Annotated in this window: 13 protein-coding genes, 1 tRNA gene and 1 pseudogene; 7 read left to right on the top strand and 8 right to left on the bottom strand. The window is 57.2% G+C overall.

Annotation, left to right across the window (positions count from 1 at the left end; translation table 11 throughout):
* Positions 1-97 precede the first annotated feature (97 nt).
* Positions 98-1,477: a sensor histidine kinase gene (locus tag AVCG78_RS01420; RefSeq protein WP_234665095.1), complete on the bottom strand. Its 1,380-nt coding sequence runs from the start codon at positions 1,475-1,477 to the stop codon at positions 98-100.
* Positions 1,455-2,132, bottom strand: coding sequence for a response regulator transcription factor (locus AVCG78_RS01425; RefSeq protein ID WP_015915024.1), 678 nt, complete (start codon positions 2,130-2,132; stop codon positions 1,455-1,457). The genes AVCG78_RS01420 and AVCG78_RS01425 overlap by 23 nt, the downstream gene beginning before the upstream one ends.
* A 440-nt stretch (positions 2,133-2,572) precedes the next feature.
* Between AVCG78_RS01425 and mqo the strand changes: the two genes are divergently transcribed.
* From mqo to AVCG78_RS01440, 3 genes and pseudogenes are all read left to right on the top strand, one after another.
* Positions 2,573-4,285, top strand: a complete 1,713-nt coding sequence (gene mqo / locus AVCG78_RS01430) for a malate dehydrogenase (quinone) (protein ID WP_071202440.1) — start codon at positions 2,573-2,575, stop codon at positions 4,283-4,285.
* Between the two features lie 242 nt (positions 4,286-4,527).
* Complete coding sequence (locus AVCG78_RS01435; RefSeq protein ID WP_071202442.1) at positions 4,528-5,805, top strand: NAD(P)/FAD-dependent oxidoreductase; 1,278 nt, start codon at positions 4,528-4,530, stop codon at positions 5,803-5,805.
* A 63-nt stretch (positions 5,806-5,868) separates the two neighbouring features.
* Positions 5,869-6,021 (top strand): annotated as a pseudogene (locus AVCG78_RS01440) (IS3 family transposase); the annotation flags it as partial.
* A 113-nt stretch (positions 6,022-6,134) separates the two neighbouring features.
* On the opposite strand, the gene AVCG78_RS01445 reads toward AVCG78_RS01440, so the two are convergent.
* The 4 genes from AVCG78_RS01445 to AVCG78_RS27285 all read right to left on the bottom strand — a co-directional run bounded on the left by AVCG78_RS01445 (position 6,135) and on the right by AVCG78_RS27285 (position 8,530).
* Complete coding sequence (locus AVCG78_RS01445; protein ID WP_071202444.1) at positions 6,135-7,157, bottom strand: hypothetical protein; 1,023 nt, start codon at positions 7,155-7,157, stop codon at positions 6,135-6,137.
* 30 nt (positions 7,158-7,187) lie between these two features.
* Positions 7,188-7,619 (bottom strand): hypothetical protein, encoded by a 432-nt coding sequence (locus AVCG78_RS01450; RefSeq protein WP_015915028.1) that lies wholly within the window; start codon positions 7,617-7,619, stop codon positions 7,188-7,190.
* Between the two features lie 163 nt (positions 7,620-7,782).
* Positions 7,783-7,856, bottom strand: a tRNA-Gln gene (locus AVCG78_RS01455).
* Positions 7,857-8,212: 356 nt separating this feature from the next.
* On the bottom strand, positions 8,213-8,530 hold the full coding sequence (locus AVCG78_RS27285; protein ID WP_409065495.1) for a hypothetical protein: 318 nt from the start codon (positions 8,528-8,530) through the stop codon (positions 8,213-8,215).
* On the opposite strand from AVCG78_RS27285, the gene AVCG78_RS01460 reads away from it, so the two are divergent.
* The 3 genes from AVCG78_RS01460 (at position 8,453) to AVCG78_RS01470 (ending at position 11,267) form a co-directional block, all read left to right on the top strand.
* Positions 8,453-9,973 (top strand): Ppx/GppA phosphatase family protein, encoded by a 1,521-nt coding sequence (locus AVCG78_RS01460; RefSeq protein ID WP_457548403.1) that lies wholly within the window; start codon positions 8,453-8,455, stop codon positions 9,971-9,973. The genes AVCG78_RS27285 and AVCG78_RS01460 overlap by 78 nt on opposite strands.
* 84 nt (positions 9,974-10,057) lie before the next feature.
* The gene (locus AVCG78_RS01465; protein ID WP_015915050.1) at positions 10,058-10,843 is read left to right on the top strand and encodes an RlmE family RNA methyltransferase; all 786 of its coding nucleotides are present in this window, start codon (positions 10,058-10,060) and stop codon (positions 10,841-10,843) included.
* A 40-nt stretch (positions 10,844-10,883) separates the two neighbouring features.
* Positions 10,884-11,267, top strand: coding sequence for a VOC family protein (locus AVCG78_RS01470; protein ID WP_071202450.1), 384 nt, complete (start codon positions 10,884-10,886; stop codon positions 11,265-11,267).
* A gap of 27 nt (positions 11,268-11,294) precedes the next feature.
* On the opposite strand, the gene AVCG78_RS01475 is transcribed toward AVCG78_RS01470, so the two are convergent.
* Entirely contained in the window at positions 11,295-12,662 is a 1,368-nt protein-coding gene (locus AVCG78_RS01475) for a putative bifunctional diguanylate cyclase/phosphodiesterase (protein WP_041696256.1), read from the bottom strand.
* Positions 12,663-12,922: 260 nt separating this feature from the next.
* Positions 12,923-14,587, bottom strand: a complete 1,665-nt coding sequence (locus AVCG78_RS01480; protein ID WP_071202452.1) for a response regulator — start codon at positions 14,585-14,587, stop codon at positions 12,923-12,925.
* A 363-nt stretch (positions 14,588-14,950) separates the two neighbouring features.
* Here AVCG78_RS01480 and mutL point away from each other — a divergent pair, with 363 nt between their 5' ends.
* Positions 14,951-16,804 (top strand): DNA mismatch repair endonuclease MutL, encoded by a 1,854-nt coding sequence (gene mutL / locus AVCG78_RS01485; RefSeq protein ID WP_071202909.1) that lies wholly within the window; start codon positions 14,951-14,953, stop codon positions 16,802-16,804.
* The last annotated feature ends 51 nt before the right edge of the window (positions 16,805-16,855 follow it).

The raw sequence follows: 16,855 nt of genomic DNA on the forward strand, positions 1-16,855 counted from the left end.
TCGGGTTTACGCTCCGCCACAACAATGCGCTGCATTCGAGACGCCCGGGCGCATACCTGCGCCAGACCGCATGCCTGTGACGGCGACGTCATTGGTCCTAGTCGGTTGCATTTTGTGGAAAGGTGATCTCTGTCGTGAAGCCCTTGGTTGGCAGCACGTCGAACCGGAAGCCATGCAATTTGGTAATCGCGGCCACCAAGGTCAATCCCAACCCCAACCCTCTTGTGTGGCGGCTTCGGTCTGAGCGGTAAAAGCGCTGAACAAGGAGATTTCTCTCGCTCTCAGGCACGCCTGGGCCAGTGTCGCTCACGCGGAGCGCTTTTCGCTCGTCTTCCACGACAAGGCAAACATCGATCCTGCCGCCCTCGGGCGTGAATTTTATAGCGTTATCAACGAGATTGGCGACGGCCTCGAAAATCAGATCCCGATCTCCGTGAACGACAATGTCGACATTTGCCCTCACTGTCAGTGTCAGCAGCTTCTCTTCAGCAATGGGCTCATAGAGGTCCCCGACTTCCAGCACGAGCTCCGCGAGTTCCACTTTGTCAAATGCCTGAAGTCTGCGCGCTTGTTCAATCTCTCGAACACGCAAAATGGCTGTGACGATGGAGATCGCGTGGTCAATTCCTGAAATCGCCCGATCCATGGCGAGCTGCATGTCCTCAACGGAGGTCGCATTGCGCCGAGCCCTTTCCAGGCCGAGGCGCACTCTGGCCAGAGGTGTTCTCAAATCGTGGGCTATATCGTCACCGACGGCTGCGAGGTCCTCAATGAAGGCCTGCATCTCGTCGAGCATGCCGTTGACGATTTGGGCAAGGTTGTCGAGGGGGTCCTGCACATTGCGGTAGGGCAGGCGCTGTTTCAAATCGCCCGCAACAATCTGTGCGATCCGGATTTGCATTTCGTTGACACGCCTGTGAGCGTTCAAGCCAAAAAACACCGCCGCCGCCAGGCCAAACGTCAGCACCGGAACCAGGCCAAACAGCAGGCCCCTTTCCACCATGGATGCGGCCTGCTCATTATCGGCCGTACTCCAGCCAACGAACAGAATATTGCCATCTGGCAGGCGTCGCGCAACCGCGCGCGCCCGCTGTTGTCGCGGTGGTGTTTGATCCGTGCGAACAATGGAGACCTGTCTGGGCGGCATATCCAGCGCCAGTCCCGACGGAAATTCCTGGACATTTCCCGACACACGGTGGCCATTGGCTGTGAAAATACCCGTTGGCTTCACCCGTCGCGGGTCTTGTCTTACGCGTTCCTCATAGGCATCCATCCGCCCCAGAAGAGCACCTTGCGTGATGACGCTTGCTTCTTGCAAAACCAGCTCATCCAGTTGATTGATCAACTCGCGGCCAGTGGTCTGGACATAGGCAAAGCTAAAGCTCAGCACCATGGGAACGGTTATCGCCGTCACCAACACCACCACATAGCGGAAACGGGATTGCCGGACCCATTCAATCGGGCGCGCGAAGTACAAAACCTTCTCCACGAACATTCGAGATCATGGGGTGATCTCCCGGATGATCAATTTTTCGCCTGAGCCGACCCATATGCACATCGATGAGGTTTGAATCGGGAACGAATTTATATTTCCAGACTTCCTCAAACAGCATTCCGCGCGTCAGAAGCTGTTCGCAATGGCGCATCATATATTCGAGCAGCTTGAATTCTCGGGGAAGAAGCTCAATCTCTCTTTCGCCGCGGCAAGCGCTGCGCTCCAGAAGGTCAAGCTCAAGCGGTCCAACCCGCAGCACTTTTGCCGACATGTCAGCGGGGCGGCGAAGAAGGGCTTCTACGCGGGCGACAAGTTCGAGGATCGCAAAGGGCTTGGTGAGATAGTCGTCGCCACCGGCCCGCAGGCCGCGCACACGGTCATTGACGGCGCTGAGGGCACTGATGACAAGCACAGGCGTGCGGACTTGTTCGCGCCGCAGTGTATCAATCACAGCAAGGCCATCCATACCAGGCAGCATACGGTCAACGATCAGGATGTCAGCCCCGCCATTCCTTGCGCGTTCAAGGCCCCTGGCACCATCGGATTCCCAGTCAACGGCGTATCCGTAATCTTTCAGCTCAGCGCAGATATCTTGTGCCGTATCTTCATCATCCTCAATAAGGATAACTTTCGCCATGGCCTATTCCTTGGTGCGTCGGTCCCTCCATAGATGTTGCAGGTCATCCATTATTGCCAGAGCACACGCGTTTCAAATGCCGATTTACTGTTTCAATCCTACGGTTTTTCAAAAAATAGCGCAATTGTGCGGTGTGTGATTCAACGCACGCCCGCCATAGCCAGGCTTGCCGTCAGGGACCGTGACGACCGTTCTTAAATTTCTATTTAATGGCTTTTGTCATGTCACTGCGTCAAACCCCAGCAACTGCGCGACAGAAAGTCGCGTGCTGACTTGTCACAATGCTGCATAATCCTCCCTCAAACCGGAATCGGTTCAGGGATTATGCAGCACATTTAAAACGTTACAGCGTCCTTTGTGCGTTTTATAAAACGCACGGCGCTGTAGGGTGCGATCGTCAAAGGTCATGGCAGTCGCCCTTAACCTCAATTAGGTGCCAGATGCCCGTTCATCGTAAAGACAACCCATCCATTGCCGCAGGCATTCAAGGCCCGGTTTTGAGCCGCCGTCAGCTTTTGGGATCGGCGGCCACAGGGGCGGTCGTTCTCGGTGCGACCTCTGTGCCAAGCTGGGCGCAAGCACCGGAAAAAACCGTGGATGTCCTGTTGATCGGTGGCGGCATCATGAGTGCGACGCTGGGTGTTTTGCTCAGCCAACTTGAGCCGAATTGGACGATTGAAATGCTCGAGCGGCTCGACGCCGTGGCCATGGAAAGCTCCAACGGCTGGAACAATGCCGGCACGGGGCATTCGGCCCTGGCCGAGCTGAATTATTCGCCGATGGATGCGAAAGGCAATGTCCATATCGAAAAGGCGATCGAAATCAATTCGGCCTTCCAGATCACCCGTCAGTTCATGGCCCATCAGGTTGATGTTGGCGTGTTGAAAAATCCGCGCTCGTTCCTCAACTCGACACCGCATATGAGTTTCGTCTGGGGCGATGAGAATACGGCGTTTCTTGCCAAGCGGTTTGAAGCGTTGAAAGCCAGCCCGCTGTTTTCCGGCATGCAGTTTTCGACCGATCATGACAAGATTGCCGAATGGGTGCCGCTGATGATGGACGGGCGTGATCGCGCCCAGAAGCTTGCGGCCACTTGGAGCCCACTTGGCACCGACGCCGATTGGGGCGAAGTGACCCGCCAATATGTGACGCATCTAAAGAGCCATCCGAGCTTTGCGCTGCACACCTCCAGTGAAGTGGAGGCGATTGAAAAGAACACAGACGGATCATGGAACGTCAGCTACGCGAACCGCAAGGATGGATCGTCAACCACCGTCAAGGCGAAGTTCGTGTTCATCGGTGCGGGCGGTGGTGCGTTGCACCTTCTGCAGATGGCTGGCATTCCTGAAGGCGATGACTACGCGGGCTTCCCCGTCGGCGGTTCGTTCCTGGTCTGCGACAAGCCGGAAATCGCAAACCGGCATTTTGCCAAGGCCTACGGGCAGGCTTCCACCGGTGCGCCGCCAATGTCGGTTCCGCATCTCGACACCCGCGTGTTTGATGGCAAGCGCCACCTGTTGTTTGGCCCCTTCGCAACCTTCTCGACAAAATTCCTGAAGGAAGGATCGCTGTTCGATCTGCCTGCGACAATCACGCTCGAAAACATCTGGCCCATGCTGAAAGTTGGCTATGATGAGTTTGATCTGGTCGAATATCTGGCCGGACAGCTTTTGCTGTCAGACGCAGATCGGCTAGAGGCTCTGCGCGCCTATTTTCCCAATGCCAAGGCCGAGGATTGGCGCCTTTGGCAGGCAGGCCAGCGAGTTCAGATCATCAAGAGAGACGCCAAAAAGGGCGGCATTCTCAAGCTCGGAACAGAAATTGTGGCGGCCAAGGATGGCAGCATTGCCGCCCTGCTCGGCGCTTCTCCGGGCGCGTCAACGGCTGCACCGATCATGCTGGATCTGCTCCAGAAAGTGTTTGCCGAGAAATTGGCGACACCGGAATGGCAGGAGAAGGTGCGCACCATGGTGCCAAGCTATGGCGTCAACCTCAATGAAAACCCCGATATGCTGGCCAAGGAATGGGCGGCGACGGCAGAGCGCCTTCAACTGACGCTCGCACCACCGGCAATCGACATGTCCGCAATCACAAAGCCAGGCGTCAGCGCACCGGCGGGAGACATCAAGCGTGTGCCGGACATGGCTCTGTAAGTTCTGGCCTTACGCGAGAATGAATGCGCGCCGTGGCGGGCATTCGGCGGATCCTGGTGGAAATATATGTCGTTGAATGCAGTATTGTGTGTTTTGTGAAGCACACAATACTGTAGCATCCACGCAAAGGCGATGAGTTGCATGCCAGACCATCGGCCAGAATTTCAACTGTAATTTTCTGCACATGGTCTGCGATTATATTGAGCTGAATTTCATCCGGTTTAGAAAGAGAAAGATCGATCATGAGTGATCATCACGTCGTGGTTGTTGGCGGTGGCTTTGGCGGGCTTCAGCTGGTGCATGATCTCAAAGGCAGCGGAGCACGGATAACGCTGATCGATCGGCGAAACCATCACCTTTTCCAACCTCTTCTTTATCAGGTTGCAACAACCATTCTCTCCACCTCGGAAATCGCCTGGCCCATTCGCCATCTCTATAGCGACCGGCAGGAGGTTTCGACATTGCTGGGTGAAGTCGGTGGCGTCGATGTCGCTGCAAAGCAGGTGATGTTACGCAGTGGGGCATCCATATCCTACGACACGCTTGTTCTGGCCACCGGAGCGACCCATGCCTATTTCGGACGCGATGAATGGGAGCCTGTGGCACCGGGCCTGAAGACGCTTGAGGATGCCACGACAATTCGCCGCCGCCTTCTTCTTGCCTTCGAGCAGGCAGAAACCACCTCTGACCCAGTGATGCGTGAGGCGCTTCTGACATTTACCATTGTTGGGGCCGGCCCAACAGGCGTCGAACTTGCCGGTATTATCGCCGAGCTGGCGCACAAGACCCTCCCCAAGGAATTTCGCGCCATCGATACCCGCAGGACAAAGGTGATCCTGGTCGAGGCGGGCCAACGTGTGCTGCCAAGCTTTGCACCGGAACTGTCCGCCTATGCACAAGGCGTGTTGGAAAAACTCGGCGTCGAAGTTCGTCTTGGACAGCCTGTTACACAGTGCTCAAGTGAGGGCGTTCAGATTGGTGAACAATTCACTCCAAGCCGGACGATCGTCTGGGCGGCTGGTGTTCAGGCATCAGCCGCCGCGCGCTGGCTCAGTGTTCCTGCCGACAGGGCGGGTCGCGTGGTTGTAGGGAAGGACCTTACCGCGCCAGAAATGCCAGATGTTTTTGTGATCGGTGATACGGCATCGGTCATGCAAGGCAATAACACGCCCGTACCGGGTATTGCGCCTGCAGCCAAACAACAGGGCGCCTATGTCGCCAAAGTGATCAAGGCGAGACTGAGAGGCAAACCCGCTCCCGCACCATTCCATTACCGGCATCAAGGCAGCCTTGCCACTATCGGCCAGAGTGCTGCCATTGTTGATTTTGGCAAGGTAAAGCTAACAGGTAGTCTCGCATGGTGGATATGGGGTCTCGCCCATATCTATTTTCTCATCGGCACGCGCTCAAGACTTGCGGTCGCCTGGAGCTGGTTGTGGATTTATCTCAGCGGCCAGCATAGTGCCCGCCTGATTACTCAAAAAGAGACGATGAGGGATGATGGGCAGGCGAAAAAATAAAATTAATAAATGATATCGTAATTTTAAGAAGCGTAGCGACTAGACCGAGATTAAGGTTGCGGATGGAGGAGCTTCGAGACAGTGGAATTCGCTACTCTTGAATGGGTCGACTGGTTCAACCAGCGACGACTTCTCGAGCCGATGGGGAATATACCGCCAGCCGAAGCCGAAGAGCGATATTACGCCATGCTGGACGAAGCAGCCATGGCCGCATAACTTAAACAAAATGGCCCCGGCAAACCCGGCGCGGTTCAGAGGTTTCGTGTAGGATGCAACCAGATACCATCACGGCGATGGCAACGCATTTATGCAAAGTCGTAGCGTAGGTCTCAACCTAGCCTCGAAAAATTTCCCCCAACATTTACAAGGTATCCAAAGCGGACGCCAGCATAGTGCCGTTGGGCTTCGGGTATTTCATCTACCACGATCTCAAAGCCACCTAACTCGGCCATGTGCCGACCGGCGAGGAATGCCATCAAAGTCTCACACCAAACCAATGCGCTCTCTATAAAGAAACGAAAGAACTCATCGGCTCTAACTATGTCGAGTGGCGTGGCTTCATGAAGCACACCGATTTCAGGCTCTAGAAGCTCTTTGTTTGCGGTTAGGCGATAGTCGTTCACAATTATCTGTCTGTCCCTCTTGGGATGCTCAATACAGTGCCGGACATTTCTCACAAGTTTGCCGAAGTGAGCTAGACCTTCCACAAATCCAATGAATTCGTCATCCTCTGGGAGCGTCTTGACGAGATGGTTATGTAAACCGTCAAACCACTTGCCAGATTTCCTCAATGTCTCCTCACTGTAGAAAATACAACAAAGATCGAATACGCCTTGCATTGCGTGATCCATCTTCTGGATAAACGTCTTTGTCTCAGCGTGAAGTCTTGGATAGGATGGAAGAGCAAGCGCGCCCTGTTTCGGCTGAATTGTCGTTTCACGGTTGTGCAGCAGCACGCGCTTGATCTCTCCGGCCACGCTATCCGCTGCAACAAGGTCATTCATAATGTCGATGACTGACAAGAGGGCAGACTCATGTGACACTGAGTCGATGAGCCGTTCCTTCTTGAATAGTTCTAGACCTGTTAGAAGCGTCTTCTGAACTACATCGGATTTCGCACCAACATCAGCGATTTTCTGTACTGTGTTTGGTATATCTTCTCTCGTGCGACCTGGATCGATCTGATCAGCAAGCGCGATAACGTAAATTGCCTCTTCTTTAATCGCAAAGAGTCTGTGACCTATCCCCTCAGCGGACACTACTGCGCCGTCGCTCTCGTCGCCAACCATCAGCATTCCGCCACCCTCTCGAATGCGGTCTATTCTGCGCTTCGCTGACTTTTCTTCCGTCATGAGCCTACCTTTAACGACTAATCGGCGGTGCTATCGTATCCCGTTCTCAAGAAAGACCGCGTCCAACCTGTCTACAATTCCTTGTATCCAAGGGGGTATGCGTGACGCAGTGATGCGCCATTCCTGAAAATCGCGAACTGCTTTGTCCCAATCGGGAAAGCCACTCGCTGTAGCAATTTTCGTTTTATTGTCTTCGGTTGTCTTGAGCATTGTCAAAGCAATCGCTTGCTGTTCATCCAGAAATTTCACGATGCTAAGATGTAACTCAGGGTGTTCGCTTGCGATCTGTGACGCCAGCCGTTTGAGGCGCGGTGAAGCCATTGCGAGGATATCAAGCGCTCTGCCGACCTCACCGGCGACTTCGGCGTTCAATCGGGATACCTCGGCGCGTTTATCGCTTCGGCGCATCGCTTGATCGCTACCCATGCCGATTAGCGTAAGCAGCCACGAAATAAAATCCATGCGCCCCCCCCTGGAATGTCCCATTGCCAAGTTGCGCAGATTATAAGGGATTCGCAAGGGAAAGAATATCGCGTGCTGATCCGCAAGAATGACCCGGAAAAGTGTTCCGGTTACTCTTTTCAGATCTTCTCTAAGTAATTGATTGCATTGATAAAAGAGAGATTGGCTGGGGAACCTGGATTCGAACCAAGATTAACGGAGTCAGAGTCCGTCGTTCTACCGTTGAACTATTCCCCAGCAGGGGCGGCGTTGCCGTCTGATGGATGCGGCTTATAAACAAAAGCTGGTTGATTGCAACTGTCTTTTTGCAAAAAAGTGAACCGGTTCAGACAAATCGGTTTTGCAGCGGTTCCGCACTTTGAGTGAAGCTGGTTTCGGCCTTGGTTGGTCGGGGAGGGGGGCTTAAAAAGCATTTGGAGAAGCTTGCCGGGCCTGCTACAATTTTACCAACGAAAATCTAAGGATCGCCAGCGGCATATCTGAAACGGAATTTCCTCTCGGGTTTTCCCATCAGACTTTGCGCGGCGCTATGGAAGACATCAGTGGTAGACCCTGGCAATGGCGGATTTCCGCCAGAAAACGGGGCGTCAACGTCAAACCGTACCGAGGGCAAGCCCTCGAGGCGCGGTAGGGGCAAGCGGAAAGGCCGGAAATCCGGGCCGCCAGCTCACCCCGTGACGCAAGACCGGACGGCTTTGGCCGAGCCGGATCGACGTCCCATACAACAAGATCAGCAGGCGGCCCAGCAGGCGCCGGGCCGAAAGCGAAAGCGTCGCAGGAAAGGCCGCGGCAACACATCGCCGGGGCAGGGCCAGGCGGTGTCGCATCAGGGCGTGGAAACGCAAGAGACAGTGGCTCAGGCTGAACGGCAGGCAGAGCACCATCACCGCGATCAGGGCTCTGCCGGGCATGCGCCTCGCGAGGCAGGTTTATCCAATACTCAAGGGTCTAATGCTCAGGGGCATCATACCAAAGAATCCCATATCCAGGGAAATGCCCTTGCTGGCGAAACTGGTGGTGCGGCCAAAAAATCCACCAGGAAGCGGCGTAAGAACCGGGGCCGGCAGAACGTCCAGGTGCGTCCCTTGCAGCCTGGCCGCAGCGTGGAAGCCAAGCCGGCCTCTGCCAGCTATTGCCCGCCTGCTGTCGAGGGCCAGAAGTCGGTTGCTGGCTCTGGTGAGGCACCACATGGCCGCAGCCGCCATGGCCATGGCGGACATTCCCATGGTGGACATGCTCATGGTGGACAGGGCCATCACCCACATCACGGACAGCATAAGGGGCATCATTCCAGCCATGGGCCTTCCGACGACCATCCCGCCGATTTCTACGCGGCGCTTGATCTCGGCACCAATAATTGCCGGTTGTTGATTGCTCAGCCGACCCGGCCCGGCCAATTCCGGGTGGTGGATGCCTTTTCGCGCATCGTGCGTCTGGGCGAGGGGCTGGCTGCGACGGGGCGCCTCTCGCAGGAGGCGATGGACCGCGCCATTGAGGCCTTGAAGGTCTGCGCCTCCAAACTGCATGGGGTGGAACTGCGCGGCAAACGGCTGATTGCCACGGAGGCCTGCCGGGCCGCGGAGAATGGCGAAGCCTTTCTGGAGCGGGTGCGGGCGGAGACCGGGCTTGAGCTGGAAATCATCAACCGCGAGACGGAGGCGCGGTTGGCGGTATCAGGTTGTTCATCACTGGTCGGGCGCGAAACGCGCTCTGTCGTGCTGTTTGATATCGGCGGTGGGTCCTCGGAAATCGCGGTGATTCGCATCGGCGACAACCGTTCCAGCCGTCTGGCCAATCACATCACCCATTGGACCTCGCTGCCGGTCGGGGTCGTCACCCTGTCGGAGCGCCATGGCGGTCGCGATGTCTCGCCCACGGTCTTTGAAGCGATGATTACCGAAGTGTCGGGCATGCTCGATCAATTCGATTGCCCCTCGGTTGAGGCGCTTGGTCATTCTGCTGCCGATGTCGATTTCCACCTGATCGGCACGTCCGGCACGGTGACGACGCTGGCGGGCGTGCATCTCGATCTGCCGCGCTATGATCGCCGCCGGGTCGATGGGCTATGGCTAAGCGATGATGAGGTCTCGGCCATGCAGGCCAAGTTGCTGTCCTGGGATTACCAGAGCCGCGCCGCCAATCCCTGTATCGGCCCGGACCGGGCGGATCTGGTTCTGGCCGGCTGCGCCATTCTGGAAGCGATCCGCAGGCGTTGGCCCTCCAGCCGCATGCGGGTGGCGGACCGGGGCTTAAGAGAAGGGCTGTTGACGGACATGATGGCCGATGATGGTGTCTGGCGACGCAATCGCACCCGTCGTCCAGCGAACAGCCGGGATCGTGTCCCGCATTTGTGACCGGACGTAATATTGAGGCATAAAAGTGTTACAGCGGATCGAAGTGCGGATGCACAGGGCGCTGTCAGGAGTTGAGCAGCAAGCATGACCAAACCACCTATTGGCGGCAACCGCACCGGACGAAAACTGGGCCAGAAGGTCAAGAAGGGCAAGTTGAAAGCGTCGTCGCGGCGCTGGCTGGAGCGGCATATCAACGATCCCTATGTGCAGCGGGCCAAACTGGAAGGCTACCGCGCGCGTGCGGCTTTCAAGCTGCTGGAGATCGATGAGAAGCACAATATTCTCAAAGGTGCCCGACGCATTATCGATCTGGGTGCTGCACCCGGCAGCTGGTCGCAGATTGCCGCGAATGTTACCGGGTCCACCGATAGTGACATCCGGGTTGCGGCCATCGACTTTCTGGAAATGACCCAATTGCCGGGCGTGAAGATCCTGCAACTCGACTTTCTCGACCCCCAGGCGCCCGCCCTGCTGATGGAAGCGGTTGGCGGCGTGCCGGATGTGGTGATTTCCGACATGGCGGCGCCCACTACCGGCCACCAGAAGACCGACCACATTCGCACCATGCATCTCTGCGAAGTGGCCGCTTATTTCGCCGTGGAAGTTCTCGCTGAAGGCGGGCATTTTCTGGCGAAAACCTTCCAGGGTGGCACGGAAAAAGACCTGCTCAACATGCTCAAGCAGAATTTCAAGCAGGTCATCCATATCAAGCCCGCGTCTTCACGTCAGGAATCGGTTGAAATGTTCTTGCTTGCCAAGGGCTTCAAGGGCAGGCGGTCCGGCAATGCGCTGGGTCATGAAGTGGAGGACGATGGTCCTATGCCGCATGATCCGCGTGAGGATGCGACGGCTGACGAGGATCAGGATTGAGAACCGGAAACTCGGTTCCTGGATTGAGCGGGGATAGTCAATGGTGCTCTATATCACGCTTGGCTCCAACGATTTGGAACGATCCGGACGGTTTTACGATGCCTGTCTCGGTGCGCTTGGTTTCATCCGCCGGGTGACGGAAAAAGACGAAGTTGGATACTCTGCGTCCTCGGATGTGCGGTGCCGGTTCTGGCTCGTCAGCCCTTATGACGGCAGGGCCGCCAGCTTCGGCAATGGTTCCATGGTGGCGCTGGATGCCGGAAGCCGGTCGGATGTCGAGGCTTTCTATGCAGCAGCACTGGCAAATGGCGGTTCAGATGAAGGTGCGCCGGGCCTGCGGCCTTTTCATGCGCATTTCTATGCCTGTTATGTCCGTGATCCCGACGGTAATAAATTATCGGCCGTCTGCGAGCGGCCTGAATAATTGGCCGCTGATTATCATTCCATCGACTCAATAGCCTGAAAACGGCCCCGTCTGCCTGCGAGCGGCGAAGTCGGAATATTGGCGCGATAGATAGCGCAGCGTGGCCATCGCATCGGCAGGCCTGCCGAAATAATAGCCCTGGCCCATGGTGCAGCCGAGGGCCAGGAGCCTTGTTGCTTCGCTTAGGGTTTCTATGCCTTCGGCCACTACTTCCAGCTTCAGGCCTTCGCACATGGTGATGATCGCCCGGACGATATGTTCGGAGGTGGTGTCGGTGGTGATCGCCGAGACGAAGGCTCGATCGATCTTGACCTTGTCAAAAGTAAATTCCCTTAAGCGCCCAAGGCTGGATTGGCCGGTGCCGAAATCGTCGAGCGAGATACGCACGCCTGCCGCACGCAGTTCGGCGATGATCCGCCCGGCCATGTCGGCGGAACTCATCACAGCGGTCTCGGTAATTTCCAGTTCCAGCCGCGACGGGTCGAGGCCGACGCTGTTGATGATGGACAGCGTGCGTGAGGCCGTGCCGGAATCGGTCAATTGCACCGAGGAAAGGTTGAACGACAAAAACAGTTCTCGCGGCCAGGTCAGCGCCGCTTCCGCAGCCTTGCGCAACAGGGTTTCCGAGAGTGTGTCGATAAAGCCCCTATCCTCGGCCAGTGGCACGAAGATCGCTGGCGAAACAAAGCCGAGATCTGGATCGATCCAGCGGGCGAGCGCTTCGAAACCCAGAACCTTGCCATCGACAAGCGAGACGATCGGCTGGAAATGGGTATCGACGGCATCGTTGATGATCGCATTGCGCAGGGCCTGCTCCAATTGGGTGGAGCGGCGCATTTCCTGGGCAATTTCTCGCGAATAGACGGTTATCTGGCCGCGTCCGCGCCGTTTTGAGCGATAAAGAGCCGTCTCCGCACTCTTCATCAGCGTCTCGAAATCGTCGCCAGCAAAGGGAAAGATTGCAAAGCCCAGCGAAGCCGAAAGCCGGACATTGCGGTCGCCGAGGTCGTAGGGCGCCGATAGCACGTCCTTGATCAGATTGCCGATTCGCTCGGCGCTGATCTGTTCGAAAATCAGCGGCAGGACCACGGCAAACTCGTCGCCATCGTGACGGGTAACAATGGCGCCATCGGGAATACAGGCTTTGAGACGATGGGCGACCTGGCACAGAATTTCATCCCCCGCCAACGACCCGAATAGGTCGTTGATTGGCTTGAAACCGTCCAGATTGACCAAAGCCACGGTAAATGGTGCGGGATCGGCGGCGCGCTCCGCCGATAGGCTGCGGATTCGCTCCTGCAGCCTATGGTGATTGCCAAGCCCCGTCAGCGGATCGGTAAAAGCCTTGGCCTCTCCCTGATCGATGTCTGGCACTATGGTGTTGGCCGCACCCATTCATTATCCCAAAAAAAGTCATAGATCACGGAATTACCATGCGCATAAAAAATTAATAAAATTCTAGCGTTTAGCCGAGGAGGACTGTGGATTTTTACCCGTGATTTACTGCATACAGCCCGAATCCGTTAGGTTCACATTAAACCCGTCAGACGGTTGCTATCCTCAATGCGGTTTGCTTTTCGTCATAATCAGCATTGGTGTCGAACACAGCGGACTGCCTGTCTCTTCCCCAGCCGCTTCAGCTTTCGAGGAGGCCATCACGCCGTTGCATGACGGCTTGTTTCGAGATGGCGGTCCAGAAGCTGTTCGATCATGTCGGGGCTGAGCGGCTTGACGATGACATCGTCCATGCCCGCGTCGAGGCACCGGCCACGGTCATGGTCGAAGGCTGGCACCAGCACGCCGATAATGGCCGAGCGGGGATCTCCGGCCCGCTGCCTTTGCCGCATCAGGCGGCAGAGATCCATGCCATTGATGTCAGGCAGCGAAATATCCATGAGCACGATGGGGGGACGTTCGACCTGCCAGATCGCTAAGGCATCCGCACCGTTGACCGCCAGCTTGTAGCTGCGGCCAAGTCCTTCGAGGATTTGCGAAAACACGATCTGGTTGACTTCATTGTCCTCGACAACAAGGATTTCCACCGTCTTCTTTGGCGCGCGGGTGATGCCTGCCGGGTGAGACCCTGTCCGCGCAGACGTCGCGGCCCGTGGCTGAAGATGCTGGGTCAGCCGCTCTGCGACGCTGTTGCGATCAGCGACGAGGGTTCGCGTCATATCATCAAGTGCAAGCTGCTCCCGGCTGACAGACATGGCTCTGTCTGTAATGATCAGGTCAATGGACATGGCCATCGATCTGGCAAGTTCAATGACGGCGCGCAATTCGTAAGGGCTATGAACGATGCAGCGATCGCTTGCCTGTTGCGGCAGTACGCCCACGGCATTTGCGAGGAAAATCGGATCGCTGCTGGCAATCAACACACGTTGCCGCAGGCTGTCTTCTCGTGGAGGCTCGATTGCCGGGTGCGGTTGTTGTTGCGGCGGAGATAGCGGTGAGGTGATGTGAGCTGCCGGGCCTGGTGCGTTTCTGCTTTCCGCCCGGATCGTCGGGCGAAGCAGATGGGCGGCGCCGTCGACGCTTGCAAAGGTCACCACGCAAAAGCTGCGGTCGGTCTTGCCGATCCGGTTGATATAAGCGGCGGGTGAAGCTTTCTGCGAGCCGGGATCGGCAATCCGGATGAAGCGCTCGCGAACACCGACTTGCTGCTCAGCCTGCTGCAAGCTGGCGAGGAAGCGGCTTTCAAGCAGATCTGCGGCAGGGCGGCCCAGAATGGCGTCTTCACTTGTCCCCATCATGGCGACGAATGCCTTGTTGATGCCAACCACGATGTGCTGGCGATCCCAGACCATGACCGGTTGCGGCAGGCTGTCGAGAATATTTTCCGTGACTTCGACCCGTTCCAGATCGGTGCGCCATTGTTCTTCGCGCTTTTTCTGTTCGGTAATATCGGAAATCGCGCAAATGCCAAAGCCATTGGCGAGCCGTCGATTGAGTTGGCGCACTGTGCGCTTCTTGACGGTTTTGTCGAGTGTTTCGAACCGCTCGCGCCAATGGGCGGCAACCCGCTCGGCCAGCCACTCTTCTCTTGACGGCGGGTTGGGGGACAGGATGGCGCGGATGCAGTGATCGTAAATTGCGCCCAGGCAGTCACGCAGCCTGGTGCCCGCTTGCAGGTAGAATTCCGGAATTTCGAAGAAGTTCAGCAATTGCGGGCTTGCATAGACGATAATATCGTCGCTATCGACAACCAGAATCGCGCTGCCCTGCGCATCGCAGACGGCATCGAGAAGGCTATGCTCCAGAACCAGGGCGCTTGCCCAGGTCCGGTCCGTTGCCTGCCTGTCGCCCGGTTGCTTATGCATCTTCGCCTCCAAGGCGTTGCATCTCGTTCAAGATAAGCATCGGCCGCATTATCCTACCAACCTATGTTTACTGCATGGCCAGCCGGATCGGAATCGACTCCCGGTAGAAACATGCAGCCTATAGAACTTTCTTGCGTTTTCGTCGTGCGTCGATGATACCAAACAGTGCAGGAGTGGGTCACGCCAACCGGAGCAGCGGGTTTTCTTCGGCGACCACGATCAAAAACGATTAAAGTTGAATTAAGCCTATTGGTATTCGATTAATGCCCCCTTAATGACGGGGGCAAGAGGTCGGGAAAGATCGCGGTGAATTGCGCCCTTGCCGGGCTTTCTTCTTGGCCGACAATTGGCGACAATAAGCGTATGAGCATCAAACAGCTTTCGGAAACCTTGATCAACCAGATCGCCGCTGGCGAAGTGATCGAGCGCCCGGCCAGTGCCGCCAAGGAATTGATTGAAAACGCCATCGATGCCGGGGCAAGCCGCATCGAGATCGCCACGGCGGGTGGCGGCAAGGCGCTGCTGCGCATCACCGACAATGGGTGCGGCATGGATGGGCAGGATCTGGCGCTGGCGGTTCGCCGTCATTGCACCTCCAAGCTCAATGAGTCGTTGATGGACATCAAGAGCCTCGGCTTTCGCGGTGAGGCGCTGCCCTCCATCGGCTCGGTGGCGCGCCTGACCATTGCCAGCCGCAGAGCAGACAGTGCCAGTGCTTTCCAGATCGTGGTGGAAGGCGGCAAGGTTGGAGAGGTGCGCCCGGCACCCGGCAATCCCGGCACGGTGGTCGAGGTGCGCGATCTGTTTTTTGCCACGCCAGCCCGGCTGAAATTCCTGAAAACCGAAAGGGCCGAGGCCGCCGCGATTACCGAAATGGTCAAGCGCATGGCCATCGCCTTTCCGAAGATCCGCTTTGTCCTGTCCGGCTCCGACCGCTCGACGCTGGAACTGCCCGCCACCGGCGACGATCATCTCGCCCGAATTGCCCAGGTGCTCGGCCCCGATTTCCGGGATAACGCCATTGCGCTCGACGCCGAGCGCGAGGACGTTCACCTGGGCGGTTATGCCAGTGTGCCGACCTTTAACCGTGGCAATTCCGCCCATCAATATGCCTTCGTCAATGGCCGTCCGGTGCAGGACAAGCTGATCCTCTCGGCCATTCGCGGCGCCTATGCCGAAACCGTGCCGCATGGCCGCTATCCGGTGGCGGTGCTGGCGTTGACGGTCGATCCGGCTCTGGTCGATGTCAATGTCCATCCGGCCAAATCGGATGTGCGGTTTCGCGATCCCGGCCTGGTGCGCGGCCTGATCGTCGGGGCGATCCGCCAGGCCTTGACGCGCGAAGGCGACCGGTCATCGACGGCGGGGGCCGGTGCCATGCTGCGGGCCTTTCGCCCTGGTGCAAATGGCGGTTTTGCCGAAGGCGCGCAGGCGGCTGCGAACAATTCTTATGCACCCACCTATGGCGCACGGCCGCCACAGCCTGCGGGGTGGAGCGTCGATACGTCTCCGCACAGGCCGCTAGATGGCGGTCAGAGCCGGTTCGATGGTCTGACGCAGCCAGCGGCCCGGGCGGATGCCCATGCTTTGCCCTCGCAGATCTCCGAGCCGGTGGCGATGGCGATGGAAAGCGGGAGGTTTCGCCTCGGCGCGGCCCGGGCGCAGGTTCACGCCAATTATATCGTTGCCCAGACGCAGGACGGACTGGTGATCGTCGATCAGCATGCTGCCCATGAGCGTCTGGTGTTTGAGGATATGCGCAAGGCGCTATCGGGTCGCAGATTGCCCAGCCAGGGCTTACTCATTCCCGAAATTATCGGCCTCCCGGAAGAAGACTGTGACCGTCTGATGGATCACGCCGAAAACCTCGACCGGTTGGGCCTTGCTATCGAGCGGTTCGGGCCAGGAGCGATTGCGGTGCGCGAAACGCCTGCCATGCTGGGCGAAGTGGATGTGCCCGGACTTGTGCGGCAATTGGCCGATGAAATTGCCGAATGGGAAACGGCGGGCAGCCTGTTTGCCCGGCTGGAACATGTGGCCGCCACCATGGCCTGCCACGGATCGGTACGCTCCGGTCGTCTGCTGCGGGTCGAGGAAATGAATGCATTGCTGCGAAAAATGGAGGAAACGCCCGGTTCAGGCCAATGCAATCACGGGCGTCCAACCTATATTGAACTGAAACTGTCGGATATCGAGCGGCTGTTCGGTCGCAGTTGACGGTTGATTGCAAGGGCAGTTTGTGTGCATTTATAGACGGCATGCTACCGC

This window comes from Gillisella vitis (assembly GCF_021559775.1).
GTDB classification, from domain to species: Bacteria; Pseudomonadota; Alphaproteobacteria; order Rhizobiales; family Rhizobiaceae; genus Allorhizobium; species Allorhizobium ampelinum.

Excerpts from the sequence above, each read along its gene's own strand:
- AVCG78_RS27285 (WP_409065495.1), bottom strand. The coding sequence starts at position 8,530 with ATGCCCGGCAGAGCCCTGATCGCGGTGATGGTGCTCTGCCTGCCGTTC.
- mutL (WP_071202909.1), top strand. The coding sequence starts at position 14,951 with ATGAGCATCAAACAGCTTTCGGAAACCTTGATCAACCAGATCGCCGCT.
- AVCG78_RS01470 (WP_071202450.1), top strand. The coding sequence starts at position 10,884 with ATGGTGCTCTATATCACGCTTGGCTCCAACGATTTGGAACGATCCGGA.
- AVCG78_RS01435 (WP_071202442.1), top strand. The coding sequence starts at position 4,528 with ATGAGTGATCATCACGTCGTGGTTGTTGGCGGTGGCTTTGGCGGGCTT.
- AVCG78_RS01450 (WP_015915028.1), bottom strand. The coding sequence starts at position 7,619 with ATGGATTTTATTTCGTGGCTGCTTACGCTAATCGGCATGGGTAGCGAT.
- AVCG78_RS01445 (WP_071202444.1), bottom strand. The coding sequence starts at position 7,157 with ATGACGGAAGAAAAGTCAGCGAAGCGCAGAATAGACCGCATTCGAGAG.
- AVCG78_RS01475 (WP_041696256.1), bottom strand. The coding sequence starts at position 12,662 with ATGGGTGCGGCCAACACCATAGTGCCAGACATCGATCAGGGAGAGGCC.
- AVCG78_RS01425 (WP_015915024.1), bottom strand. The coding sequence starts at position 2,132 with ATGGCGAAAGTTATCCTTATTGAGGATGATGAAGATACGGCACAAGAT.
- mqo (WP_071202440.1), top strand. The coding sequence starts at position 2,573 with ATGCCCGTTCATCGTAAAGACAACCCATCCATTGCCGCAGGCATTCAA.
- AVCG78_RS01465 (WP_015915050.1), top strand. The coding sequence starts at position 10,058 with ATGACCAAACCACCTATTGGCGGCAACCGCACCGGACGAAAACTGGGC.
- AVCG78_RS01480 (WP_071202452.1), bottom strand. The coding sequence starts at position 14,587 with ATGCATAAGCAACCGGGCGACAGGCAGGCAACGGACCGGACCTGGGCA.